Origin of the sequence: Streptomyces griseicoloratus, assembly GCF_014534645.1 — a bacterium.
GTDB classification, from domain to species: Bacteria; Actinomycetota; Actinomycetes; order Streptomycetales; family Streptomycetaceae; genus Streptomyces; species Streptomyces griseicoloratus.
The window spans coordinates 104,755-128,742 of the sequence record NZ_JACVQF010000234.1; the positions used below are offsets into that span (position 1 = coordinate 104,755).

Genomic DNA, 23,988 nt, shown 5'->3' on the forward strand with positions numbered 1-23,988 from the left:
GGGGCCCGACAGGGACCCGACAGGCACCCGGCCGGGCACAGGGGCCACTCGAACATCCGCCCGTCACCGGATAGCCTCCGGCCATGGCGAATGGGCAGTGGTATCCCCCTCAGTGGCCGGACCGCATCCGCGCGCTGGCGGCCGGCACCCTCACGCCGGTCACCCCCAAGCGTGCGGCGACCGTGATGCTCCTGAAGGACACCGGCACGGGGCCCGTCGTCCACATGCTGCGCCGACGCGCCTCCATGGCGTTCGCCGGGGGCGCGTACGCCTACCCGGGCGGCGGGGTCGACCCGCGCGACGACGACCGTGACATCGGCTGGGCGGGCCCCACGCGCGCGTGGTGGGCGGACCGGCTCGGCGTCGACGAGACGGGCGCCCAGGCGATCGTCTGCGCGGCCGTCCGGGAGACGTACGAGGAGGCGGGCGTCCTGCTCGCCGGCCCGACCGCCGGCTCGGTGGTCGGCGACACCACGGGCGCGGACTGGGAGGCGGACCGCGCGGCCCTGGTCGCCCGGGAGCTGTCCTTCGCGGAGTTCCTGGACCGCCGGGGCCTCGTCCTGCGCTCCGACCTGCTGGGCGCCTGGGCCCGGTGGATCACCCCGGAGTTCGAGGAACGCCGCTACGACACGTGGTTCTTCGTCGCCGCCCTCCCCGAGGGCCAGCGCACGCGCAACGCCTCGACGGAGGCCGACCGCACGGTGTGGATCCCCCCGGCCGAGGCGGCGGCCGGTTACGACAAGGGCGAGCTGCTGATGATGCCGCCGACCATCGCGACCCTGCGCGCGCTGACGGCGTACGGCACGGCGGCAGAGGCGCTCGCGGCGGCACCCGGCCGGGACATGACCCCGGTGCTGGCCGAGGCGCGCCTGGAAGACGACGAGGTCGTGCTCTCGTGGCCGGGCCACGACGAGTTCACCAAGCACGTCCCGGCCACCGCCGGCCCAACCCCCACCTCTTCCGCAACCCCAACCCCAACCGCAACCGATTCGACCGGGGGAGCCCCCGCATGACGGACGCAAGCGCACTGCCCGGCCAGCCGCGTGGCGGGGTCCTCTCCGGGCCCGCCACGCCACGGGCCGTGAACGTCCTCGCGCCCAACGCCTCGGCGATGACGCTGGACGGGACGAACACCTGGATCCTCGCCGAGCCCGACTCGGACCTGGCCGTCGTCGTCGACCCGGGCCCGCTGGACGATGCCCACCTGCGGCACGTCGTCGACACGGCCGAGCAGGCGGGCAAGCGGGTCGCCCTGACTCTGCTGACGCACGGTCACCCGGACCACGCGGAGGGCGCCGCGCGCTTCGCCGAGCTGACCGGTACGAAGGTGCGGGCGCTGGACCCGGCGCTGCGGCTGGGCGACGAGGGGCTGGCCGCCGGAGACGTGATCCGGGTCGGCGGCCTGGAGTTGAGGGTCGTACCGACGCCGGGGCACACCGCGGACTCGCTGTGCTTCCATCTCCCCGCCGACCAGGCCGTCCTGACGGGGGACACGATCCTCGGGCGCGGTACGACGGTCGTGGCGCACCCGGACGGCCGCCTGGGCGACTACCTGGACTCCCTGCGGCGGCTGAGGTCGCTCACGACCGACGACGGGGTGCACACGGTGCTGCCGGGCCACGGTCCCGTGCTGGACGACGCCCAGGGGGCCGTCGAGTACTACCTCGCCCACCGCGCGCACCGCCTCGCCCAGGTGGAGACGGCCGTGGAGAACGGCTACCGGACCCCGGCCGAGGTCGTCGCCCACGTGTACGCGGACGTCGACCGCTCACTGTGGCCGGCGGCGGAACTGTCGGTGCGGGCGCAGCTGGAGTACCTGAGCGAGCACGGGCTCATCCAGGGCTCGACCCCGTAGCTCCCGGCCCCGCCGGGGTCAGCGGGAACCTGCCGGGATCGGCGGAAACCTGCCGGGATCAGCGGGAACGCTTGGCCAGTCGCTCCACGTCCAGCAGGATCACCGCGCGGGCCTCCAGGCGGAGCCAGCCGCGCTGGGCGAAGTCGGCCAGCGCCTTGTTGACCGTCTCGCGGGAGGCACCGACCAGCTGGGCCAGCTCCTCCTGCGTGAGGTCGTGCACGACGTGGATGCCCTCCTCGGACTGCACGCCGAAGCGGCGGGAGAGGTCCAGCAGGGCGCGGGCGACACGACCGGGGACGTCGGAGAAGACCAGGTCGGACATGGCGTCGTTGGTCTTGCGCAGCCGGCGCGCGACGGCCCGCAGCAGCGCGGTGGCGACCTCGGGGCGGACGTTCAGCCAGGGCTGGAGGTCGCCGTGGCCGAGGCCGAGCAGCTTGACCTCGGTCAGCGCGGTGGCGGTCGCCGTGCGCGGGCCCGGGTCGAAGAGGGACAGTTCGCCGATCAGCTCGCCGGGACCGACGACGGCCAGCATGTTCTCGCGGCCGTCGGGGGACGTGCGGTGGAGCTTGACCTTGCCTTCCGTGACCACGTAGAGGCGGTCACCGGGGTCGCCCTCGTGGAACAGTGAGTCGCCGCGGGCGAGGGTCACCTCACTCATGGAGGCGCGGAGCTCCGCGGATTGCTCGTCGTCGAGCGCCGCGAAGAGCGGGTTGCGCCGCAGAACGTCGTCCACGAGTTCTCTCCTTGTCGACCTGCTCAGGGGATCTTGCTCCCCCGTCTACCAGGGGACCGTGGTGCCCATTTTGCCGGACAGTCCAAACAGTGTGATCTGTCACAAGGATGCCGCACTGGTGTCCCGGGGTACGCGGCAGGGGTCCAATTGGACGCCGATCTTCAGGGTCCGGGGCGGATGTCGGTGCCGGGCCGTAGGCTGGCCGGGTGTCCAAATCGCCGGTGAGAGCACAGGCCGAGGGAGCTGGGCGGGTGGTTGTACGTCGCGATTCCGCTATGGGCGAACAGGGTCCCGATGGCGGTAGGAAAACGGCGAAAGAGACAAAAGGGGCAACGTCTGCAAAGGGGGCGGGCGGGGAGAAGGGTGCCGTGAGGGAAAGCGCCTCGAAGAGGAGCGCCGCCGCGAGGACGAGCGCCGCGAAGACCGGCGCCGCGGAGAAGGAGACCGGCGCCGCGCAGAAGCCGGCGTCCACGGCGTCCGCCGGCAAGGCAGCTCCCGCAGGCAAGGCGGCTCCCGCCAAGAAGGCGGCCACCGAGAAGGCGGCCACCGAGAAGAAGGCCGCCCCCGCCAAGAAAGCCGCTGCTGCCAAGAAGGCGCCCACCGCCAAGAAGAGCGCCTCCCAGGCCAAGAAGAGCGCCCCCGCCAAGCGGACGTCCGCCAAGCGCGCCCCCGCCGGGTCGGTGGCGCCGCTCGTCAAGAAGTCGGCGCCCCCGAAAAAGGTCACCATCGCGCCCAAGAAGGCCACCGCCGCCGTCAAGGGCCTCGCCCCGGCGAAGACCGTCGCCGCCGAGCCGCCGGGCGGCGAGTCGCGCACCGCCCTGGTCCGCCGCGCCCGCCGCATCAACCGCGAGCTGGCGCAGGTCTATCCGTACGCCCACCCGGAGCTGGACTTCGACAACCCCTTCCAGCTGCTGGTGGCCACGGTGCTGTCCGCCCAGACCACCGACCTGCGGGTCAACCAGACCACCCCCGCCCTCTTCGCGAAGTACCCCACCCCCGAGGACCTGGCCGCCGCCAACCCCGAGGAGGTCGAGGAGATCCTCCGCCCCTGCGGGTTCTTCCGGGCCAAGACCAAGTCGGTCATAGGGCTGTCCAAGGCCCTGACGGAGGACTTCGGCGGCGAGGTCCCCGGCCGGCTCGAAGACCTCGTCAAGCTGCCCGGAGTCGGCCGCAAGACCGCCTTCGTCGTGCTCGGCAACGCCTTCGGCCGCCCCGGCATCACCGTCGACACGCACTTCCAGCGCCTGGTGCGCCGCTGGCGGTGGACCGACGAGACCGACCCCGACAAGATCGAGGCCGCCGTCGGCGCGCTCTTCCCCAAGAGCGACTGGACGGACCTCTCGCACCACGTGATCTGGCACGGCCGCCGCATCTGCCACGCCCGCAAGCCCGCCTGCGGCGCCTGCCCCATCGCCCCGCTCTGCCCGGCGTACGGCGAGGGCGAGACGGACCCGGAGAAGGCCCGGAAGCTGCTGAAGTACGAGAAGGGCGGCTTCCCCGGCCAGCGTCTGAATCCCCCGCAGGCGTATCTGGACGCCGGCGGGAAGGCGGCCCCGCCGCTGGGGGCCGGATGACGGAACGATCTCGGGGTCGTCGGGCGTTGGACACGGCAGAACGGGGGTGGCGATGAGGCGCGCGGGCGACACACAGGGCGTGGTGCTGAGCAAGGAGGGCCTGCCGGGCTGGCTGGAGCCGGTGGTGCGTGCCGTGGACACGGTGCAGCCCCGCGAGCTCAGCCGCTTCCTGCCGCCGGCCGACGGCGCCGGGCGGCAGTCCGCCGTACTGATCCTGTTCGGCGAGGGCGAGCGGGGCCCCGAGCTGCTGCTCATGGAGCGGGCCGGCTCCCTGCGGTCCCATGCGGGCCAGCCGTCCTTCCCCGGCGGCGCCCTCGACCCCGAGGACGGTGATCCGCAGGGCGACGGACCGCTGCGGGCCGCCCTGCGGGAGGCCGAGGAGGAGACCGGGCTCGACCCGGCCGGCGTGCAGCCCTTCGGCATCCTGCCCAAGCTCTACATCCCGGTCAGCGGCTTCGTGGTCACACCGGTGCTGGCCTGGTGGCGCGAGCCCAGCCCGGTCGGCGTCGTCGATCCGAACGAGACTGCCCGGGTCTTCACGGTCCCCGTGGCGGATCTCACGGACCCCGCCAACCGGGCCACCACGGTCCATCCCAGCGGCCACCGCGGCCCGGCATTCCTGGTCGAATCGGCCCTGGTGTGGGGCTTCACGGCCGGAGTCATCGACCGATTGCTGCACTTCGCGGGCTGGGAGCGGCCCTGGGACGGAGACAGGCAGGTCCCGCTGGACTGGCGCTCATGACAGGCTGGGCGCCGTACTGTGCTTTCCCGGGGGACACGCCGTCCGGAGCCCGCCGCGCGGCGGGCCGGCCCCCTCGGCCGGGGCGGTGTGAGCGGAAGACGACGAGGCGAGGCCTGAATCGGTGAACGTGCTGGACATCCTGCTGCTGCTCGCCGCCGTCTGGTTCGCGATCGTCGGCTACCGCCAGGGCTTCGTCGTCGGCGTCCTGTCGGTGATCGGCTTCCTGGGCGGCGGACTCGTCGCCGTCTACGTGCTGCCGGTGATCTGGGACGCCCTGACGGACAACGCGGAGGTGAGCACGACCGCCGCCGTCGTCGCGGTCGTCGTCGTCATCGTCTGCGCCTCCGTCGGCCAGGCCCTGACCACCCATCTCGGCAACAAGCTGCGCCGGTACATCACCTGGTCCCCGGCCCGCGCCCTGGACGCCACCGGGGGCGCTCTGGTCAACGTCGTCGCCATGCTCCTGGTGGCCTGGCTGATCGGCTCCGCCCTCGCGGGGACCACGCTGCCGACGCTCGGCAAGGAGGTCCGCAGCTCCACCGTGCTGCAGGGCGTCTCCCGGGCGCTTCCCGAGCAGGCCGACACCTGGTTCGCGGACTTCTCCTCCGTCCTTGCGCAGAACGGTTTCCCGCAGGTCTTCAGCCCGTTCTCCAACGAGCCGATCACCGACGTCCAGCCGCCCGACCCCGCGCTGGCGAGCAGCCCCGTGGCGACCCGCGCCCAGCGCTCCATCGTCAAGGTCACGGGCACCGCCACCGGCTGCGGCAAGGTCCTGGAGGGCACCGGTTTCGTCTTCGACGACCGCCGCGTGATGACCAACGCGCACGTCGTGGGCGGCGTCGACGAGCCGACCGTGCAGATAGGCGGCGAGGGCCGGAAGTACGACGCGACGGTCGTCCTCTACGACTGGCGGCGCGACATCGCCGTACTCGACGTCCCCGAGCTGCGGGCGCCCGCGCTGCGGTTCACGGACGAGGACGCGGACAGCGGCGACGGCGCCATCGTGGCCGGCTTCCCGGAGAACGGCGCATACGACGTCCGTGCCGCGCGCGTACGCGGGCGCATCACGGCCAACGGCCCGGACATCTACCACCGCGACACCGTCCGCCGCGACGTCTACTCGCTCTACGCGACCGTCCGCCAGGGCAACTCCGGCGGCCCGCTGCTCACCCCGGACGGCGAGGTCTACGGCGTGGTCTTCGCCAAGTCCCTCGACGACGCCGACACCGGCTACGCGCTCACCGTGGACGAGATCAGCGAGGCCATCGCCAAGGGCCGCGCCGCGAACCAGCAGGTGGACAGCGACAGCTGCGCCCTGTGAGCCGAGGAGGACGGCCGGGCGGCCGGCCAGGTGCCGTGATCCGGGCGGCTCGGCGTCAGCCGCGCGGGTGACGCAGGCGTACGGAGACCCAGCGTGCGCGGCGGCGCAGGATGCGCGGAATGCCGACCCGGGGGTCCGAGCCCGGCAGTTGCGAGGAGTCTCGTCGGTGCGTGCTCACGCCGCTCGTGGAGCGGCCGTCGCGTGCTACGTCACTGTAGTCGTGCGTCCAGCCCATACCCGGACGTGTGCCCCTGCCCCAAGGTCGATAACCGCTTCCGGCGCCCCCAATTGGCCTATGCGCCGGGCAATTGGCCGTTCGTAGGACAAGCATTCGGGTCCGGATACCGGGCGCGTCCGTATGGTCACCGATCGGGTTCGGGATCCTTCAGCCAATTGATCAGTTCGGTGGAGAAGGCGACCGGATCCTCTTCGTGCGGGAAGTGTCCGAGTCCGTCGAACAGGCGCCAGCGGTACGGCGCTTCGACGTACTGCCCGGACCCGGCCGCGCTCCGCGTCCGCATCACGGGGTCGAGCGAGCCGTGCAGATGCAGCGTCGGCACGCGCACGGGCCGCTTCATCCGGCGGTAGAACTGGATGCCGTCGGGGCGGGCCAGGGACCGCACCATCCAGCGGTACGGTTCGATCGAGCAGTGCGCCGTGGAGGGGATGCACATCGCGCGGCGGTAGACCTCCACCGACTCCTCGTCGGGCAGGCGCGGTCCCGACCAGTCCTGGATCAGCCGGCCCACGAGCGCGCCGTCGTCGGCGGTCAGTTGGCGCTCGGGGATCCAGGGACGCTGGAAGCCCCAGATGTAGGAGCCCGCCCGCGTCTGGCGGACGTCTCCGAGCATGGCCGAGCGCCAGCGCCGGGGGTGCGGCATGGACGACACCGCGAGCCGCCGGACCAGCTTGGGGCGCATCGCGGCGGCCGTCCAGGCGAGGTAGCCGCCCAGGTCGTGGCCGACCAGCGCGGCGTCGGGCTCGCCGAGTGAGCGGATCACGCCGGTGATGTCGAGGGCGAGGCCGGCGGGGTCGTAGCCGCGGGGGGTGCGGTCGCTGCCGCCGACGCCGCGCAGGTCCATGGCGACCGCGCGGAAGCCCGCGTCGGCGAGCGCCACCAGCTGGTGCCGCCAGGTCCACCAGAACTGCGGGAAGCCGTGCAGCAGCAGCACCAGCGGCCCGTCGCCCAGCTCGGCGATGTGGAAGCGGGCGCCGTTGGCGGCGACGTCCCGGTGGATCACCTCGTGTCCGCCCGGGACGTCGAGCCGTACGACCGAGGTGGGGTGCGCCGGAGGTGATTGCCCCGGAGGGGTGAACGAGCCCGTCATGAGGACGAGCGTGCCACAGCCTCGATGGCCTCCGGGGCCCGGTCCGCGGGCAGCTCCGGACGCGGGTGCGGCCTGGCGTTCTGCAGCACGCCAGCCGACTGCTTCATCGAGGCGGCGACCTTCTGCGGGCCCCGGCCCTTCTTGGCCTTCTTCGCGAAGACGACACCGATCAGCGCGAGGCCGCCCGCGACGATGACGTTCGCCGCGAAGGAGAGCAGGAAGCAGACCGCGAGGTTCCACCCGCTCCAGGTGCGGATCCCGTACGCCAGCGCGAAGTTCAGCATCGGCAGCGAGAACACCAGGACGGCGCCCGCCAGGGAGAACGCGCCCCCGCTGGTCGCACCGCGCTTGACGTCCTGCTTGAGCTGGGCCTTGGCCAGCGCGATCTCGTCGTGCACCAGCGCCGACAATTCGGTGGTCGCCGAGGCGAACAGCTGGCCGATGCTGCGTTCGGTGCCGACCGGGCTGCCGTCGGGTGCGCTCATCGCGGTCTCCCTCTTCTGCTGGCTGATCTGCCTACGGTTCCGTGGCGGTCGTCTTCTGCCCGACTGCGTACGGTCCCGTCTTTTGTACCGTCTCGTCAGATCATGCCGGACCGTCGCCCTCGTCGCCTTCCCCGCCCGGCACCTCGGCAAGCCGCAGGGCCTCCTTCTCCTCGGCGATCCGGCGGTGTTCGGCGGCCTTCTTCTCGTACAGGGCGGCCAGGCGCCGGTGGTACTCCGGGTCGTGCTCCTCGTAGATGTCCGGGACGCCGCTGAGGTCGTCGTCGCGCTCCTCGGCCTCGATCATCCTGCGGTACTTGGCGTTCCGCAGCTTCAGCAGCACCGTCGCCAGGGCCGCCGCGATGACGGAGCCGGTCAGGACGGCGGCCTTGATCTCGTCGGTCATCACCGCGTCGCCCTCGAAGGCGAGCTCGCCGATGAGCAGCGAGACGGTGAACCCGATGCCGGCCAGGGTCGCCACCGCGAACACGTCCGCCCAGGCCAGGTCGTCGCTGAGCGACGCTCTGGTGAAGCGGGCCGTCAGCCAGGTGCCGCCGAAGATGCCGAACGTCTTGCCGATGACGAGCCCGAGGACGACGCCGAGGGTCTCCGGCTTGGTGAACACGTCGGCGAGCGCGTCACCCGAGATGGACACGCCCGCACTGAACAGCGCGAACAGCGGAACGGCCAGTCCCGCCGACAGCGGGCGCACCAGGTGCTCGATGTGCTCGCCGGGGGAGTGCTGCTCGCCCTCGCGGACGTGGCAGCGCAGCATCAGGCCCATCGCGACGCCGGCGATGGTGGCGTGGACGCCGCTGTTGTACATCAGCCCCCAGATGACGAGGCCGAGCGGGACGTACACGTACCAGCCGCGTACGCCCTTGCGCAGCAGCAGCCAGAAGACGGCGAGGCCGACGACCGCGCCGCCGAGCGCGGCGAAGTTGATCGTCTCGGTGAAGAACACCGCGATGATCAGGATGGCGAACAGGTCGTCGACGACCGCGAGCGTCAGCAGGAAGGCGCGCAGGGCGCTCGGCAGGGAGGTGCCGATGACCGCGAGCACGGCGAGGGCGAAGGCGATGTCGGTGGCGGTGGGCACGGCCCAGCCGGCCAGGGAGCCGCCGCCGGCGATGTTGGTGAGCGTGTAGACGAGCGCGGGGGCGGCCATGCCGCACAGCGCCGCCACCACCGGCAGTGCGGCGGCCTTCGGGTCCTTGAGGTCACCGGCGACCAGCTCGCGCTTGAGCTCGATCCCGGCGACGAAGAAGAAGATCGCGAGGAGTCCGTCGGCGGCCCAGTGTGCGACGGACAGGTTCAGGCCGAGGGCCCCGGGCCCGAAGTGGAAGTGGGTGACGCTCTCGTAGCTGTCGTGCAGCGTGGGTATGTTCGACCAGGCCAGCGCGGCGATCGCGGCGAGCAGCAGCAGGACGCCGCCGACGGTCTCGGTGCGCAGGGCGTCCGCGACATAGGACCGCTCGGGCAGGGACAGATGTCCGAAGACTTTGCGGGGGGTGCGGGGCGCGGACACGGGGGACCTCCGGTCGATGGGCAGCACGGAACACGTGCCGACCAGACTTCCCGGCGCACCATGAGGATCTTGTTGTCTCTCTTACGCGTTCCTTAGCTTACCTAACGTGGCGCGAGCGGGGCTGGGTGGGCTCGCGCCCCCGGGCGCCCCCCATGCGAAGGGCACCCGGCATGTCGCTCGCCGGGTGCCCTCGGAACCGGAGGTTCAGTCCTCGCTCGGCGCAGCCGGGAGCTTGGACTGGATGAGGTCCATGACCGTCGAGTCCGTCAGCGTCGTGACGTCTCCGAGCTGCCGGTTCTCCGCCACGTCGCGCAGCAGGCGCCGCATGATCTTGCCCGAGCGGGTCTTCGGCAGCTCGGCCACCGGCAGGATCCGCTTGGGCTTGGCGATCGGGCCGAGGGTGGCGCCGACGTGGTTGCGCAGCTCGGCGACCAGGTCATCGGTCTCCGCGGCCGTACCGCGCAGGATCACGAACGCCACGATGGCCTGGCCGGTCGTCTCGTCCGCCGCGCCGACCACGGCCGCCTCGGCGACCGACGGGTGGGAGACGAGGGCCGACTCCACCTCGGTGGTGGAGATGTTGTGACCGGAGACGAGCATCACGTCGTCGACGCGGCCCAGCAGCCAGATGTCGCCGTCGTCGTCCTTCTTGGCGCCGTCACCGGCGAAGTACTTGCCCTCGAAGCGCGACCAGTACGTGTCGATGAACCGCTGGTCGTCGCCCCAGATGGTGCGCAGCATCGACGGCCACGGCTCGGTGAGGACCAGGTAGCCGCCCCCGCCGTTCGGCACCTCGTTGGCCTCGTCGTCGACGACGGTCGCGGAGATGCCGGGCAGCGGGCGCTGGGCGGAGCCCGGCTTGGCCTCGGTCACGCCCGGCAGCGGCGAGATCATCATCGCGCCGGTCTCGGTCTGCCACCACGTGTCGACGACCGGGGTGGCGTCCGCGCCGATGTTCTTGCGGTACCAGACCCACGCCTCGGGGTTGATCGGCTCGCCGACCGAGCCGAGGACGCGCAGGGAGGACAGGTCGAACTTCGCGGGGATGTCGTCGCCCCACTTCATGAACGTCCGGATCGCGGTGGGCGCGGTGTAGAGGATCGTCACGCCGTACTTCTGCACGATCTCCCAGAAGCGGCCCTGGTGCGGGGTGTCGGGCGTGCCCTCGTACATGACCTGCGTCGCGCCGTTGGCGAGCGGGCCGTAGACGATGTACGAGTGGCCGGTGACCCAGCCGACGTCGGCGGTGCACCAGTAGACGTCGGTCTCCGGCTTGAGGTCGAAGACGGCCCAGTGGGTGTAGGCCGCCTGCGTGAGGTAGCCGCCGGAGGTGTGCAGGATGCCTTTGGGCTTACCCGTCGTCCCCGAGGTGTAGAGGATGAAGAGCGGGTGCTCGGCGTCGAACGCCTCCGGCGTGTGCTCCGCGGACTGCCGGTCGACGGTCTCGTGCCACCACTTGTCGCGGGAGTCGTTCCAGGCGACGTCCTGGCCGGTGCGGCGGACCACGAGCACGTGCTCGACGTTGCCCGCGCGCTCGACGGCCTCGTCGACGGCCGGCTTGAGCGCGGACGGCTTGCCGCGGCGGTAGCCGCCGTCCGCGGTGATGACGACGCGGGCGTCGGCGTCCTGGATGCGGGTCGCGAGGGCGTCCGAGGAGAAGCCGCCGAAGACGACCGAGTGCGCGGCGCCGATCCGGGCGCAGGCCAGCATCGCGATCGCCGTCTCGGGGATCATCGGCATGTAGACGGCGACCCGGTCGCCCTTGCGCACACCGAGCTCCAGCAGGGCGTTGGCGGCCCGGGAGACCTCGTCCTTGAGCTGGGCGTAGGTGATGGCGCGGCTGTCGCCGGGCTCGCCCTCGAAGTGGATGGCGACGCGGTCGCCGTGCCCGGCATCCACGTGCCGGTCCACGCAGTTGTACGCGACGTTGAGCGTGCCGTCCTTGAACCACTTGGCGAACGGCGGGTTCGACCAGTCGAGGGTCTCGGTCGGCTCCTGAGTCCAGGTCAGCCGGCGGGCCTGCTCGGCCCAGAAGCCCAGCCTGTCAGCCTTGGCCTGTTCGTACGCCTCCGCCGTGACGTTGGCGTTCGCGGCCAGGTCGGCGGGGGGTGCGAACCTGCGCTCTTCCTTGAGCAGGTTGGCCAAGGATTCATTGCTCACGACATCTCCCTTTCTCAGGGTTGTCCGTTGTGTCCCAGGCCACAGCTCATCAGACCCGGGGGGCCGATGACAAGGGCCGACGGGCAATTGGTTTAGACCTGTCTGGAACTGTCGGCTGTTTTCCGTGGCCGGCGGTCATCCGTACCCACGGACGCCGGCGGCCCAGGGTTCAGCGTCTGTAACGCCGCTCACACTCCCTGGGCGCCGGCTTCCCGTGCGGCCCGTCGGCTCAGCGGGACGGGTCCGCTTCTCGTACGAGATCGAACACCCCGTTCCCGGACTCCTCGGTGAGCAGATAGGCCTGGGCCTCGCCCACATGGAAGTACATGCCGTGCAGCTCCAGCTCGCCCGCGCTCATGGCCCGGGACACCGAGTCGTGGGCGCGCAGGTGCTCCAGCTGCTGGAGCACGTTGCTCAGGCAGAGCCGCTCGACCTCGTCGGCGGGCCGGCGCCCGGCCAGCGGGGCCCACGAGCCGTCGTCCTCGGTCATCCGCTTCAGGCTCGGCAGCCCGTGCCGCAGCCAGCGTCTGAACGGGGTCCGCTCGTCCTCGGGCCCGGCGCTGAGCAGCGCCTGCATGGCTCCGCACCCGGAGTGCCCGCACACCGTGATGGACCGGATCTTCAGCACGTCCAACGCGTACTCGATCGCGGCGGCCACCGAGTCGTCTCCGCTCTCCTCGCCGGGCAGGGGCACGAGATTGCCCATGTTGCGCACGACGAAGAGGTCACCGGGACCACTGGAGGTGATCATCGACGTGACCAGTCGTGAGTCGGCGCAGGTCAGGAACAGCTGGGAGGGCTGCTGTCCCTCGCGCGCCAGACGGGCCAGCTCGCCGCGCACCAACGGGGCGGTGTTGCGGTGGAACGCGTTGATGCCGCGCGCCAGTTCCTCCCCGCTCGGCCGGTCGGCGGTGCTCGGTGCGGCCGTCCGGCCGTCCGGGCCCTGCGGGTCGTCGGCCGGGGGTGCGGAGCCCGGGCGGTCGCACTGGTGGTTGCGCCAGGGCGTCCAGGGCCGGCAGCGGCAGCCGTCCAGCTCGGCGGGCTCGGAGATGCGTGTTCCGGGGCGGCGGCCGGTGACCTCCACGGTGCCGCCGTGCGCGGTGTGCGTCTTCTGCCAGTCCTGCAGCGTCTCGTACGCCGCGTGGTCCATGAACGAACCGTCCAGCTCCACGACCGCGTCGGCGCCGTGGGGCACGAGATGCAGGACCCGGCTCAGCCGTGGCACCGCGAGGAACGTCAACTGGCCTCGGACATGTACGTGATGGACTCCTTCCCTCTCGTCGTGCGTGATCCGGGTGCGGGTCAGGCGGTGCAGGGCGACGGCGACGGCCACGGCGATGCCGAGCGCCACGCCCTCCAGGACGCCGAAGAACACCACACCGCAGGTGGTGACCGCGTAGACCAGCACCTCACGGTGGCGGGTCACCGTGCGGATGTGGTTCAGCGACACCATCTTCAGGCCGACGGCCATGACCAGCGCGGCGAGCGAGGCGAGCGGGATGAGCTCCAGGGCCGGGACCAACAGCAGTGTGGCGATCATTACGAGAACGCCGTGCAGCATCGTGGAGTTCCGGCTGACGGCGCCCGCTTGCACATTCGCCGAACTGCGTACGGCCACACCGGCGATGGGCAGCCCGCCGAGGGATCCGGAGACGATGTTGGCGGCGCCCTGCCCGAGCAGCTCGCGGTCGAGGTCGGAGCGGCCGACGCGCCCGGTGGGGCCCGGCCGGTCGGCGACCAGCTTGTCCACGGCGACCGCACCGAGCAGCGACTGCACGCTGCACACGAGCGTGGTGGTCAGTACGGCGGCCAGCAGGCCGAGCACCGGGCCGTCGGGCAGCGTGGCCAGGGCGTGGCTGCTCCAGGACGGCAGGTCGACCTTGGGCAGGCGCAGTCCGACCAGTGCCGCGACCGCGGTGGCCCCGGCGACGGCGATGAGGGCGGCCGGGACCTTGCCCAGGAGCTGCCCGGTCCGGCCGGGGATCCGCGGCCAGAACAGGAGCAGCGTGAGGGTCAGCACGCTCATGGACACGTCGGCCGGTTGCAGGTCGGCCAACTGGGCGGGCAGGGCACGCAGATTGTCGGGGACCGAGCTCTGCGGGGTGCCGCCGAGGACGATGTGCAACTGGGCGACGGCGATGGTGACGCCGATGCCCGCGAGCATGCCGTGCACGATGGCGGGGCTGACGGCGAGGGCGGAGCGCGCCACGCGCAGACAGCCGAGGCCCAGTTGGGCGAGCCCGGCGAGGACGGTGATGGCGCAGGTCGTACGCCATCCGTAGCGCTGGATGAGGTCGGCGGTGACCACGGTGAGTCCCGCGGCGGGGCCGCTGACCTGGAGCGGGCAGCCACCGAGCCACCCGGCGACGATCCCGCCCACCGCGGCGGCGACGAGGCCGGCCTGGAGGGGGGCGCCGGTGGCGAGGGCGATGCCCAGGGACAGGGGCAGCGCGATCAGGAAGACCGCGATCGAGGCCGACACGTCGGCGCCCGCGACGCGGAAGCGCCGGGGCCGCTTGTGCGGCGGGCTGTGCGGTGGATGGACGTGCTTGGTTCGGGACGAGTCGGCGTGGGTGGGGACGCAGGCTGACATGTCTTCCCGTCTCCTCCGGGCTGCGCGGTCGCGGTCATGGGTGGGTCCCCCGCTGGGGCGGGGGCGCTCGCGGCCGTGGGTCACGGCGTACAGCGGCGGGATCGGCGCGTGATGGTTGCGCTCAGTAAATAGATCGTAATTCAGAGTAAAGAGCGGGCATAGACTTTTCGCGCAAACGGAGTATCAGGCTGCTCATAGGGGTGAAGCGGGCTTTTTATCGGCTTGTCGTATTAATTCCTTCTCGGTCGCGTGCGACCTTGACGGCGCTGACGCACGTCCCGGCTCAGCAACCGACATCGCCCTCACCGGCGTTGGCCCGAGAGAAGGAAGAAGGTGGGCGGAACATGGCCGCCACCCACAGGATCGCCGCGGGCACCGCGATCGCCGCGGTCTGTGCCGCATCGCTCGCCGGTTGTGCGACCGGCGCCGGCGGTTCCCATGCAGGCGGAGGGGCGCACGGCCCGCAGAAGGCGAAGGGGGCGCCGGCGCCCGGGCAGGTCGTCCGGCTGATCGGCGACGGCTCCACCGCCTACACCGGAGCGCAGCCGCACCTGGCCAGACCGGAACGGCTCAAGCCGGGCCGGAAACCCCCGCAGTTCGTGGTGTTCTCCTGGGACGGCGCCGGTGAGGACAGCCAGAAGCTGTTCTCCCACTTCCGCAAGGTGGCCAAGGAGAACAACGCGACGATGACGTACTTCCTGAGCGGCGTGTACCTGCTGCCGGAGGAGAAGCGGGAGCTCTACCGGCCGCCGCAGCACTCGCCGGGCCGTTCCGACATCGGCTTCAACGACGAGCAGGGCATCGCCGACACCGTCAGCCAGCTGCGCCAGGCATGGCTGGAGGGCAACGAGATCGGCACCCACTTCAACGGCCACTTCTGCGGCAGCGGGGGCGGGGTCGGCGAGTGGACGGTCCAGGAGTGGAAGGACGAGATCGCCCAGGCCAAGCAGTTCGTGAAGACCTGGAGGACCAACGCCGGGCTGAAGAACGCCGCCCCGCTGCCCTTCGACTACGACAAGGAGCTGATCGGCGCCCGCACGCCCTGCCTGGAGGGCCAGGAGAACTTCATCAGGGCCGCCGCCGAGATGGGCTTCCGCTACGACAGCAGCGGCGTCAACAACCAGGTGTGGCCGACGAAGAAGCAGGGGCTGTGGGACCTGTCGATGCAGCTCGTGCCGTTCCCCGGGCACACCTTCGAGCAGCTCACCATGGACTACAACTTCATGGTCAACCAGTCCGGCACCTCGACCCAGGGCGACCCCGCCAAACACGCCTACTGGGGCGCCCAGATGCGCGACGGTCTGCTTCAGGGCTTCCGGCGGGCGTACGAGGGCAACCGCGCGCCCCTGATCATCGGCAACCACTTCGAGTCCTGGAACGGCGGCACCTACATGCGCGCCGTCGAAGAGGTCATCGAGCGGGTGTGCACCAAGGACGAGGTGCGCTGCGTCTCCTTCCGGCAGCTCGTCGACTGGCTGGACGCCCAGGACCCGAGGACGCTGAAGAAGCTGCGCACCCTGGGCGTCGGGGAGGCGCCGAAGCAGGGCTGGGCGTCCTTCCTGTCGGCCGGCCCCGCACCGGCCCCGAAGGGTGTGCCGGGCGCGCCGCCGGCCGGCCGGTGACCGCCGGTCAGGCCGGGGCGGCGACCCCCTCGCCGAGGACGAACCCGGGGTCGACCTGCGCGGCCAGGTCGGCTCCGGTGCGCTCGTTGCCCCAGCTGTGGGCGTTCTTCAGGTGGAAGTGCACCATCTGCCGCGTGTACCGCTCCCAGTCCCGCAGCTCGTACGTCGCGTCGACGGCCGTGTGCAGGGTGCGCAGCGCCCGGCGGTTGGCGTCCTCCAGGAGGTCGAACCGGGGCGGGCGGCCCTTCTCCATGGCGCGCACCCAGTCCGAGTGCCCGACGGTCACCAGCAGGTCGTCCCCGACCTCCGCGCGGAGGAAGTCCAGGTCCTCCTCCCCCTGCACCTTGTTGCCCACGACCTTCAGGGTGACGCCGAAGTCACGGGCGTACTCCTTGTACTGCCGGTAGACGGAGACCCCCTTCCTGGTCGGTTCGGCGACGAGGAACGTGATGTCGAAGCGGGTGAACATGCCGGAGGCGAACGAGTCCGAGCCCGCCGTCATGTCGACCACGACGTACTCGTCACGGCCGTCGACCAGGTGGTTCAGGCACAGCTCCACCGCTCCCGTCTTGGAGTGGTAGCAGGCGACTCCCAGGTCGGCGTCCGTGAAGGGCCCGGTGACCATCAAACGGACGGCTCCGCCGTCGAGTTCCACCGGCCGCGCGCAGGCGTCGTAGACCGGGTTGTCCTCGCGCACCCGCAGCAGCCGCGATCCCTCCCCGGGCGGTGTCGTCTTGATCATCTTGTCGGCGCCCGCGATGCGCGGGTTGGTGCCGCGCAGGTAATCCTTGATCAGTCCGAGGTGGTCGCCCATCGCGGGCAGCCCGGCCGCCTCCGCCTCGTCGAGGCCCAGTGCGGCCCCCAGGTGCTGGTTGATGTCGGCGTCGATCGCGACGACGGGTGCGCCGGTGGTGGCGAGGTGGCGGATGAACAGGGAGGACAGGGTGGTCTTGCCGCTGCCGCCCTTCCCGACGAAAGCAATTTTCATGTTCACCAAGCGTAGCGGGATGATAGCTGTACGTCGCACACGGACGTGAAGAAGACCACTCCTTCGTGGGGTGGGCGGCCGGGGTGCGTAGGGTCGTACCCATGAGTACGACAGGCGCGACCGCCGATCCGCTCGCGGCCCTGGGCGCACTGCCCGGCGTGTCCGAGTCCGTGGAGTCCGTACGCAAGGCCGTGGACCGGGTCTACGGCCACCGGATCATGCGGCGGCGCAGCAACGAGATCACCTCCGAGGCGGCGCTGCGCGGTGCCCGGGGCTCGGCGGCGCTGTCCGGTGCGGACTGGGCCCTGGAGGAGGTGCGCCGGCGCACCGACTTCAGCGGTGACGCCGAGGCGCGCACGGTGGGCGCGGCACTGCGGCTGACCGCCGAGGCGGGGCAACTGCTGTCCATCTGGCGGCAGTCGCCGCTGCGGGTGCTGGCCCGGTTGCACCTCGTGGCGGCGGCGGACAAGGCCGACCAGGTGGGGCGTCCCCGCCAGGAGGGCGAGCCGGTCGACGAGCCGCTGGTGGAGCTGCCGCTGCCGGGTGCCGCGGAGGCGCACGGCCGTCTGGAGGGCCTGTCGGAGCTGATCATCGCGGGTGGTTCCGCGCCGGCGCTCGTGACGGCCGCCGTCGTGCACGGCGAACTGCTCGCGCTGCGTCCCTTCGCCTCGCACAACGGGCTCGTCGCGCGCGCGGCCGAGCGCATCGTGCTGATCGGCAGCGGTCTGGACCCGAAATCGGTCTGTGCCGCCGAGGTCGGCCACGCCGAGCTGGGCCGGGCGGCCTATCTGGCGGCACTCGACGGCTACGTCTCCGGAACGCCGGAGGGCATGGCCGCCTGGATCGCCCACTGCGGCCGGGCGGTGGAACTGGGTGCGCGGGAGTCGACGGCGGTGTGCGAGGCGCTTCAGCGGGGAGCGGCCTGAGGGATCGCGGCCGGTGCGGCCTGGAGGATCGCGGTGCGCTCAATAATGCGGCGGTACGAGGATTCGTACCGCCGCTGGCATGGCCACCGAGTTACCAAGCGTCCTCGATAACTTGCCCATCAGGTCGGGAACTTCGCCCGTCACCTGGTGCGGCTGGCCCGTAATCGACGGGTCGACGTCGCGTGGGTGCCCGGTGTTCATGCTCGGTCCGTGGGGCCAATTGCGTTCTTAAGGTGATCCTTTCGGATGTCCTTGGTCTCGCGGGCCGTTAACTCATTTGTACTCCCGGTCAGGAGCGAGTGGAAGTCCTGGCCTCCACTTCTTTACTTTTGGGTTCAAACACCTGCAAAGGGACGTTGTGTCGTCGGGCGGCCGTGCGGCGCCGCGACGACGGTCAGAGCAGCGGCCCCCGGCGTCGGCTCGCGTACCAGACGAGGCCCGCGGTGGCGGCCGCGGCGCCTATCGCTGCGGCGGCCACGAGTGCCGGGCGCGGCGGTACGGACAGGGCGGGGATCCGCTGCTTGAGCCGGACGGGCCGGTGGAAGTCGAGAATCGGCCACTCGCGCGCGATGGCCTCGCGGCGCAGGGCGCGGTCCGGGTTCACGGCGTGCGGATGGCCCACGGACTCCAGCATCGGCAGGTCGGTCACCGAGTCGCTGTAGGCGTAGCAACGGGCGAGGTCGTAGCCCTCGGACGCGGCCAGCTCCCTGATCGCCTCGGCCTTGGTCGGCCCGTACGCGTAGTACTCCACCTCTCCGGTGAAGCAGCCGTCGTCGCCCACGACCATGCGGGTGGCCACCACCCGGTCCGCGCCGAGCAGCTCGCCGATCGGTTCGACGACCTCGGCGCCCGACGTGGAGACGATCACGACGTCCCGGCCGGCCATGTGGTGCTTCTCGATCAGGGAGGCGGCCTCGTCGTAGATGATCGGGTCGATCAGGTCGTGCAGCGTCTCGGCGACGAGCTCCTTCACCTGCTGGACGTTCCAGCCGCGGCAGAGCGCGGACAGGTACTGGCGCATCCGCTCCATCTGGTCGTGGTCGGCGCCCCCGGCGAGGAAGACGAACTGGGCGTAGGCGGTGCGCAGGACGGCCCGGCGGTTGATCAGCCCGCCCTGGTAGAAGGACTTGCTGAAGGTGAGCGTGCTCGACTTCGCAATGACCGTCTTGTCCAGATCAAAGAAGGCCGCTGTGCGGGGCAACGAGTGGTTTTCCACGACCTTGAGCATAGGGGCAGCCCATTCGGCGTAAGGTGTGGCGCGTGGGTTTGCCTGAGAGGGCTCTCGGGTACACCATGGAAGTCACGGATCGTTCGCGACCGTGCTAACCCGGTCCGACTCCTCCCCCCCCCGAGTCGGCCGTGGAGACGACCCCCGCTCTCCCCCCCGGCGGGGGTCGTCGCATGTCCGGGTGGGTTTTCCTCTTCTCCGCGCGGTTCAGGCGCTGTCTTCTGCGGCGATGAACGGCGATCTTGCCGCGCTCCCATGCGCTCACTCTCCGTAGCCGTCGGGCTGCTCTGCGGATGCTCCGCGCGGGGCGGGGCGGGCGTGGGTTGCGCTCACCGGTATGGGCGATGGCGATATTCACAACTGTCGAGTTGTCCACAGTTTTCGACCAAGATCCACATGATTTCCCGGAGCCCTGCACCGTGATTCCCACGCGTCGGGCCGCGCCGAGTTCACCGCCGGTTCCGTTTGCCGGACGCCTATGGCCGGTTTTGACCGGCCGCTCATATGGAGGCCGGTCGACGGCTCTTCACACACGTGGGAATCGCGCGCCGCCGAGGCCGGCGCGAGAGGCAGCGAAGGGGGACGCAGAGCATGGCCGGAAACATCACACACGATCCGCCGCCCGCCGACGGACGGCGACAGGGCGGACCGGACGGAGGGCGGCAGAGCGGACCGCTGATCGTCACCGAGGACGGCGAACTCCTCGACGACTTGTTGCGCCTGTGCGCGGCGGCCGGTGCCACCCCGGAGGTGCACCACTCGGTGCCGACGGCGGCCGACGGCCGGGTCGGCTGGGAGAGCGCTCCGCTCGTGCTGGTCGGGGACGACGCCGCCCGTCGCTTACGGGGAGCCGTGCGCAGACGGGGGGTGGTGCTGGTCGGCCGGGACCAGGACGACTCCGGCGTCTGGCGGCGGGCCGTAGAGATCGGCGCCGACCACGTCCTGATGCTGCCCGACGGCGAGCAGTGGCTGGTCGACCGCATCGCCGACGTCGCCGAGGGCGTCGGCAGGCCCGCCCTCACCGTGGGGGTCATCGGCGGCCGGGGCGGCGCCGGAGCGTCCACGCTGGCCTGCGCGCTCGCCGTCACCTCCGCCCGCGAGGGGCTGCGCAGCCTGCTGGTGGACGCCGATCCGCTGGGCGGCGGACTCGACGTCCTGCTCGGCGGCGAGACGGCCGAGGGGCTGAGGTGGCCCGCGTTCGCCGCGTCACGCGGCCGGGTCGGTGGCGGGGCACTGGAGGAGTCGCTGCCCGAGCTGCACTCGCTGCGGGTGCTCAGCTGGGACCGGGGGGACTGCGTCGCGGTGCCGCCGCAGGCCGTGCGGGCGGTCCTCGCCGCGGCCCGGCGCAGGGGCGGCACGGTCGTCGTCGACCTGCCGCGGCGGATCGACGACGGAGTCGCCGAGGTGCTTGCCCAGCTGGATGTCGGACTCCTCGTCGTACCAGCCGAACTGCGTGCCGTCGCGGCCGCCGGCCGGGTGGCCTCCGCGGTCGGCATGGTGCTGCGTGACCTGAGGGTCGCGGTGCGGGGGCCGTACGCGCCCGGGCTCGACGACCGCGAGGTGGCGAGCCTGCTCGGCCTGCCGCTGGCGGGCGAGGTGCCGGTGGAGTCCGGACTGCTGCGCGCGACCGAGGGCAGGCAGCCGCCGGGCGCGGCACCACGTGCTCCGCTGGCGCGGTTCTGCCGCCAGTTCTGGGAGCGGGCGCTGGCCGAGACGGGTGGGGTGGCATGAAGACGTCGGTGGTTGGTGGCCGGGCGCAGGGTGTGGCGTCGGGCCGGGCGCAGGGTGTGGCGTCGGGAGGGGAGGTCGGCCGGTGGCGGCCTGCGGTGTCCGCGGCCGGCGTGGCCGACGCGGTTTCTCCCACTTCTCCCACGGCTCGGGCTCTTGGGGCTCAGCGGGCTTTCGTGGCTCGTGCGGCAGTTGCCGCGGCGGCCACCGGGACGACCTCCAGGGCGGTCGTGGGAGGGGCTGCTGCCGGAGCGTCCGCAGGGGCGGATCCGGGGCTGCTCGACGGTGTGCGCAGGTGGCTCGCCGAGAGCGGGGCGGAACCGACGCCCGCGCGCGTGGCGCAGGCCCTGCGGGAACAGGGGCGGGTGCTCGGGGACGCCGAGATCCTCGGTGCCGCCGAGCAGCTGCGGTCCGAGCTGGTCGGCAGCGGGCCGTTGGAACCGCTGCTCGCCGATCCGTCCGTGACCGACGTGCTGGTGTCCGCCCCGGACCGGGTCTGGGTGGACCGGGGCGGCGGCCTGGAGCTGACGCCGGTCTCCTTCCCGGACGCCGGGGCGGTACGCCGTCTCGCGCAGCGCCTCGCCGCCGTGGCCGGACGACGGCTCGACGACGCCCGGCCGTGGGTGGACGCCAGGCTGCCCGACGGCACCCGGTTGCACGCGGTGCTGCCTCCGGTCGCCGTCGGCTGCGCATGCCTGTCGCTGCGGGTGGTACGGCCGCGCGCGTTCACGCTCGACGAGCTGGTGGCGGCGGGCACCGTGCCGCCGGGCGGGGACCGCGTGCTGCGGGCGCTCCTGGGCGCAAGGCTCTCGTTCCTCGTCAGCGGCGGTACCGGAACCGGCAAGACGACGCTGCTGAGTGCGTTGCTCGGACTGGTCGGACCGGGGGAGCGGATCGTGCTCGCCGAGGACTCCGCGGAGCTGCGACCGGACCATCCGCACGTCGTCCGGCTGGAGACCAGACCCGCCAACCAGGAGGGCGCGGGCCTGGTCACCCTGGAGGACCTCGTGCGTCAGGCGCTGCGGATGCGGCCGGACCGTCTCGTCGTCGGCGAGGTGCGCGGGCCCGAGGTGGTGCACCTGCTCGCCGCGCTGAACACGGGCCACGAGGGCGGTTGCGGCACGGTGCACGCCAACGCCGCAGCCGACGTACCGGCCCGGCTGGAAGCGCTCGGCACGGCGGCCGGGCTGGACCGGGCAGCACTGCACAGCCAGCTGGCGGCGGCCCTGTCGGTGGTCCTGCACCTGGTTCGTGACCGGGCGGGACGGCGGCGGATCGCCGAGGTGCACGTACTGGAACGGGACCCGTCGGGGCTGGTGCGGACGGTGCCGGCACTGCGGTGGGGCGCGGCGGCGTTCGCCCCCGAGCGCGGATGGGAGCGGCTGCGGGAGCTGCTGCGCGGCGAGGGCGTCGATGCCCGAGCCCTCGGAAGGGAGACGTATCGGAAGGGAGACGTAGGTGACCGGGACGGGTGAGCTGGCGACGGGCACGGCCCTGGCGTGCCTGGGGGCCGCGGCATGGCTGACGGGCGGGTGGCATGCGCAGGCGCGGCGCGCGCGGCTGCTGCTCGCGGGCGGAGGGGCGGTCGGGAGCGGGCCGCCCGTGGCACACCGGGTGCCGGACGCGCTGCGGCGGGTCCAGGGACGGTTGCGGGCCGAATGGTGGGCGCTCGCCGCCGGGCTGGTGACGGCGGTGCTGGGCGGCTCCGTGATTCCGCTCCTCGCGGGGGCGGCCGGTGTCGCGGTGCTGCGGCGGTTGCGGCTCGCGGGGTGGGCACGGCGGGCCCGTGAGGCCCGGCAGGACGCGGTGATCGCGCTGTGCGGGGCGCTCGCGGGGGAGGTGCGGGCGGGGCGGCAGCCGGGCGAGGCGCTGCTGTACGCGGCACACGACTCCGGAGGGCTCGGCGACGGGCAGGCGGCGGTGCTGGCGGCGGCCCGGTTCGGCGGGGACGTGCCGGGCGCGCTCGCGGCGGCAGCACGGCAACCGGGTGCCGACGGGCTGCGCGGGCTCGCCGCGTGCTGGCGGGTGGCCGTCGACCAGGGCGCCGGACTGGCGGCCGGCCTGGAGCGGCTGGAGGCGGCACTGCGCGCCGAGCGGGATCAGCGGGCCGACCTGCGGGCCCAGTTGGCGGGGGCACGTGCCACTGCGGTGATGCTCGCCGGTCTGCCGGTCCTGGGGCTCCTCCTCGGCGTCGCGCTCGGCGCCGACCCGCTGCACGTGCTGCTGCACACCGGAGCGGGGCTGGGCTGCCTGCTGGCCGGGGCGGTGCTGGAGGGCCTGGGTGCGTGGTGGGTGACGCGGATCGTGCGGCGAGCGGAGGCGGGGGCGTGACCGGAGACGTTGTCCACAGGCTGGGGGCCGTGATGGGGACGGTGCTCCTCGTCGGCTGGCTGGTGCACCGGATCGGCGCAGGGCGGCGCGCCCGGACGGTACGGCGACGGCTCACCGGCCTGCTGGCCCCGCAGCAGACCCGTACGGCCCCGCGCGTCGAGGTGCCGGCGACGGCGCGCAGATGGCTGCCCCTGCTGGCCACGGTGGGTGCGGGCTGGGCGCTGGTCGGCGGCGTCGCCGGCGCCCTGGTGGGGCTGGGGGTCGCGGCCGGGCTGTGGCGATGGCAGGTGCGGCGGTCGGCGTCCGGCAGGGCCGCGGAGGAGGCCGTGGCCGTGGAGGCGGCCCGTCAGCTGCCGCTTGCCGCCGACCTGCTGGCCGCCTGCATCGCGGCGGGTGCGGGTCCCGTGGTCGCGGCCCGTGCCGTGGGCGACGCCCTCGGCGGTCCCGTCGGGGACGCGCTGGCGCACGGGGCGGCGGAAGTACGGCTCGGCGGTGAACCGGGCGGCGCCTGGCGCGGGCTGGCGGCGGTCCCCGGCGCCCGGCCCCTGGCGCGGCTGCTGGAACGGGCCGCCGTGTCCGGCCTGCCCGCGGCCGGACCCGTCGCCCGGCTCGCCGCACAGGCCCGTTCCGACTGGGCGCGGGCCACGACGGCCCGGGCACGCCGGGCGGCCGTGATGGTCACGGCACCGGTGGGGCTGTGCTTCCTGCCCGCCTTCATCGCCGTGGGCGTACTGCCGGTGGTGATCGGGCTCGCCGACGGGGTGATGGGCGGATGACCTTGAGCCGGATCCGCGAGATCGAGCGGACCACCGGATCAGAGAGAACAAACGAAACAAGCGGAACAAGCGA

Annotated in this window: 20 protein-coding genes; 11 read left to right on the forward strand and 9 right to left on the reverse strand. The window is 72.3% G+C overall.

Annotation, left to right across the window (positions count from 1 at the left end):
- Positions 1 to 83 precede the first annotated feature (83 nt).
- Positions 84 to 1,013, forward strand: coding sequence for an NUDIX hydrolase (locus H0H10_RS35440; RefSeq protein WP_188185289.1), 930 nt, complete (start codon positions 84 to 86; stop codon positions 1,011 to 1,013).
- Entirely contained in the window at positions 1,010 to 1,855 is an 846-nt protein-coding gene (locus H0H10_RS35445) for an MBL fold metallo-hydrolase (protein ID WP_188185290.1), read from the forward strand. The genes H0H10_RS35440 and H0H10_RS35445 overlap by 4 nt, the downstream gene beginning before the upstream one ends.
- A 58-nt stretch (positions 1,856 to 1,913) precedes the next feature.
- On the opposite strand, the gene H0H10_RS35450 is transcribed toward H0H10_RS35445, so the two are convergent.
- Entirely contained in the window at positions 1,914 to 2,588 is a 675-nt protein-coding gene (locus H0H10_RS35450; protein ID WP_030422469.1) for a Crp/Fnr family transcriptional regulator, read from the reverse strand.
- Between the two features lie 368 nt (positions 2,589 to 2,956).
- Here H0H10_RS35450 and nth point away from each other — a divergent pair, with 368 nt between their 5' ends.
- The 3 genes from nth to H0H10_RS35465 all read left to right on the forward strand — a co-directional run bounded on the left by nth (position 2,957) and on the right by H0H10_RS35465 (position 6,225).
- Positions 2,957 to 4,162 carry an endonuclease III gene (gene nth / locus H0H10_RS35455; RefSeq protein ID WP_309141969.1) on the forward strand — a complete coding sequence of 402 codons (1,206 nt, stop codon included), beginning with the start codon at positions 2,957 to 2,959 and terminating at the stop codon, positions 4,160 to 4,162.
- Between the two features lie 52 nt (positions 4,163 to 4,214).
- Positions 4,215 to 4,904, forward strand: coding sequence for an NUDIX hydrolase (locus H0H10_RS35460; protein ID WP_188185291.1), 690 nt, complete (start codon positions 4,215 to 4,217; stop codon positions 4,902 to 4,904).
- A gap of 121 nt (positions 4,905 to 5,025) precedes the next feature.
- Positions 5,026 to 6,225 carry a MarP family serine protease gene (locus H0H10_RS35465; RefSeq protein WP_188185292.1) on the forward strand — a complete coding sequence of 400 codons (1,200 nt, stop codon included), beginning with the start codon at positions 5,026 to 5,028 and terminating at the stop codon, positions 6,223 to 6,225.
- A 55-nt stretch (positions 6,226 to 6,280) separates the two neighbouring features.
- On the opposite strand, the gene H0H10_RS40340 is transcribed toward H0H10_RS35465, so the two are convergent.
- The 6 genes from H0H10_RS40340 to H0H10_RS35490 all read right to left on the reverse strand — a co-directional run bounded on the left by H0H10_RS40340 (position 6,281) and on the right by H0H10_RS35490 (position 14,316).
- The gene (locus H0H10_RS40340) at positions 6,281 to 6,460 is read right to left on the reverse strand and encodes a hypothetical protein (protein WP_223180922.1); all 180 of its coding nucleotides are present in this window, start codon (positions 6,458 to 6,460) and stop codon (positions 6,281 to 6,283) included.
- 127 nt (positions 6,461 to 6,587) lie between these two features.
- A complete protein-coding gene (locus H0H10_RS35470; RefSeq protein WP_188185293.1) occupies positions 6,588 to 7,553 on the reverse strand; it encodes an alpha/beta fold hydrolase in 966 nt (321 codons plus the stop codon).
- Complete coding sequence (locus H0H10_RS35475) at positions 7,550 to 8,038, reverse strand: phage holin family protein (RefSeq protein ID WP_188185294.1); 489 nt, start codon at positions 8,036 to 8,038, stop codon at positions 7,550 to 7,552. The genes H0H10_RS35470 and H0H10_RS35475 overlap by 4 nt, the downstream gene beginning before the upstream one ends.
- Before the next feature lie 100 nt (positions 8,039 to 8,138).
- Positions 8,139 to 9,563, reverse strand: a complete 1,425-nt coding sequence (nhaA, locus tag H0H10_RS35480) for a Na+/H+ antiporter NhaA (RefSeq protein ID WP_188185295.1) — start codon at positions 9,561 to 9,563, stop codon at positions 8,139 to 8,141.
- Positions 9,564 to 9,767: 204 nt separating this feature from the next.
- Entirely contained in the window at positions 9,768 to 11,723 is a 1,956-nt protein-coding gene (gene acs, locus H0H10_RS35485) for an acetate--CoA ligase (RefSeq protein WP_188185296.1), read from the reverse strand.
- 229 nt (positions 11,724 to 11,952) lie between these two features.
- The gene (locus tag H0H10_RS35490) at positions 11,953 to 14,316 is read right to left on the reverse strand and encodes a SulP family inorganic anion transporter (RefSeq protein ID WP_188185297.1); all 2,364 of its coding nucleotides are present in this window, start codon (positions 14,314 to 14,316) and stop codon (positions 11,953 to 11,955) included.
- Between the two features lie 344 nt (positions 14,317 to 14,660).
- On the opposite strand from H0H10_RS35490, the gene H0H10_RS35495 reads away from it, so the two are divergent.
- Positions 14,661 to 15,938: a polysaccharide deacetylase family protein gene (locus tag H0H10_RS35495; RefSeq protein ID WP_188185298.1), complete on the forward strand. Its 1,278-nt coding sequence runs from the start codon at positions 14,661 to 14,663 to the stop codon at positions 15,936 to 15,938.
- Between the two features lie 7 nt (positions 15,939 to 15,945).
- Here the strand turns inward: H0H10_RS35495 and H0H10_RS35500 are convergent, their stop codons facing one another.
- Positions 15,946 to 16,926: an ATP-binding protein gene (locus tag H0H10_RS35500; protein ID WP_188185299.1), complete on the reverse strand. Its 981-nt coding sequence runs from the start codon at positions 16,924 to 16,926 to the stop codon at positions 15,946 to 15,948.
- A gap of 101 nt (positions 16,927 to 17,027) precedes the next feature.
- Between H0H10_RS35500 and H0H10_RS35505 the strand changes: the two genes are divergently transcribed.
- Positions 17,028 to 17,852, forward strand: coding sequence for a Fic family protein (locus tag H0H10_RS35505; protein ID WP_188185300.1), 825 nt, complete (start codon positions 17,028 to 17,030; stop codon positions 17,850 to 17,852).
- 394 nt (positions 17,853 to 18,246) lie between these two features.
- Here H0H10_RS35505 and H0H10_RS35510 read toward each other — a convergent pair whose 3' ends face one another.
- Positions 18,247 to 19,080 carry an HAD family hydrolase gene (locus tag H0H10_RS35510; RefSeq protein ID WP_188185301.1) on the reverse strand — a complete coding sequence of 278 codons (834 nt, stop codon included), beginning with the start codon at positions 19,078 to 19,080 and terminating at the stop codon, positions 18,247 to 18,249.
- 591 nt (positions 19,081 to 19,671) lie between these two features.
- Here H0H10_RS35510 and ssd point away from each other — a divergent pair.
- From ssd to H0H10_RS35530, 4 genes are all read left to right on the forward strand, one after another.
- Positions 19,672 to 20,811 carry a septum site-determining protein Ssd gene (gene ssd / locus H0H10_RS35515; protein WP_188185302.1) on the forward strand — a complete coding sequence of 380 codons (1,140 nt, stop codon included), beginning with the start codon at positions 19,672 to 19,674 and terminating at the stop codon, positions 20,809 to 20,811.
- A gap of 227 nt (positions 20,812 to 21,038) precedes the next feature.
- A complete protein-coding gene (locus tag H0H10_RS35520; RefSeq protein ID WP_309141970.1) occupies positions 21,039 to 22,283 on the forward strand; it encodes a TadA family conjugal transfer-associated ATPase in 1,245 nt (414 codons plus the stop codon).
- Complete coding sequence (locus H0H10_RS35525; protein ID WP_188185303.1) at positions 22,267 to 23,139, forward strand: type II secretion system F family protein; 873 nt, start codon at positions 22,267 to 22,269, stop codon at positions 23,137 to 23,139. The genes H0H10_RS35520 and H0H10_RS35525 overlap by 17 nt, the downstream gene beginning before the upstream one ends.
- Entirely contained in the window at positions 23,136 to 23,915 is a 780-nt protein-coding gene (locus H0H10_RS35530) for a type II secretion system F family protein (protein WP_188185304.1), read from the forward strand. The genes H0H10_RS35525 and H0H10_RS35530 overlap by 4 nt, the downstream gene beginning before the upstream one ends.
- Positions 23,916 to 23,988: the final 73 nt, after the last annotated feature.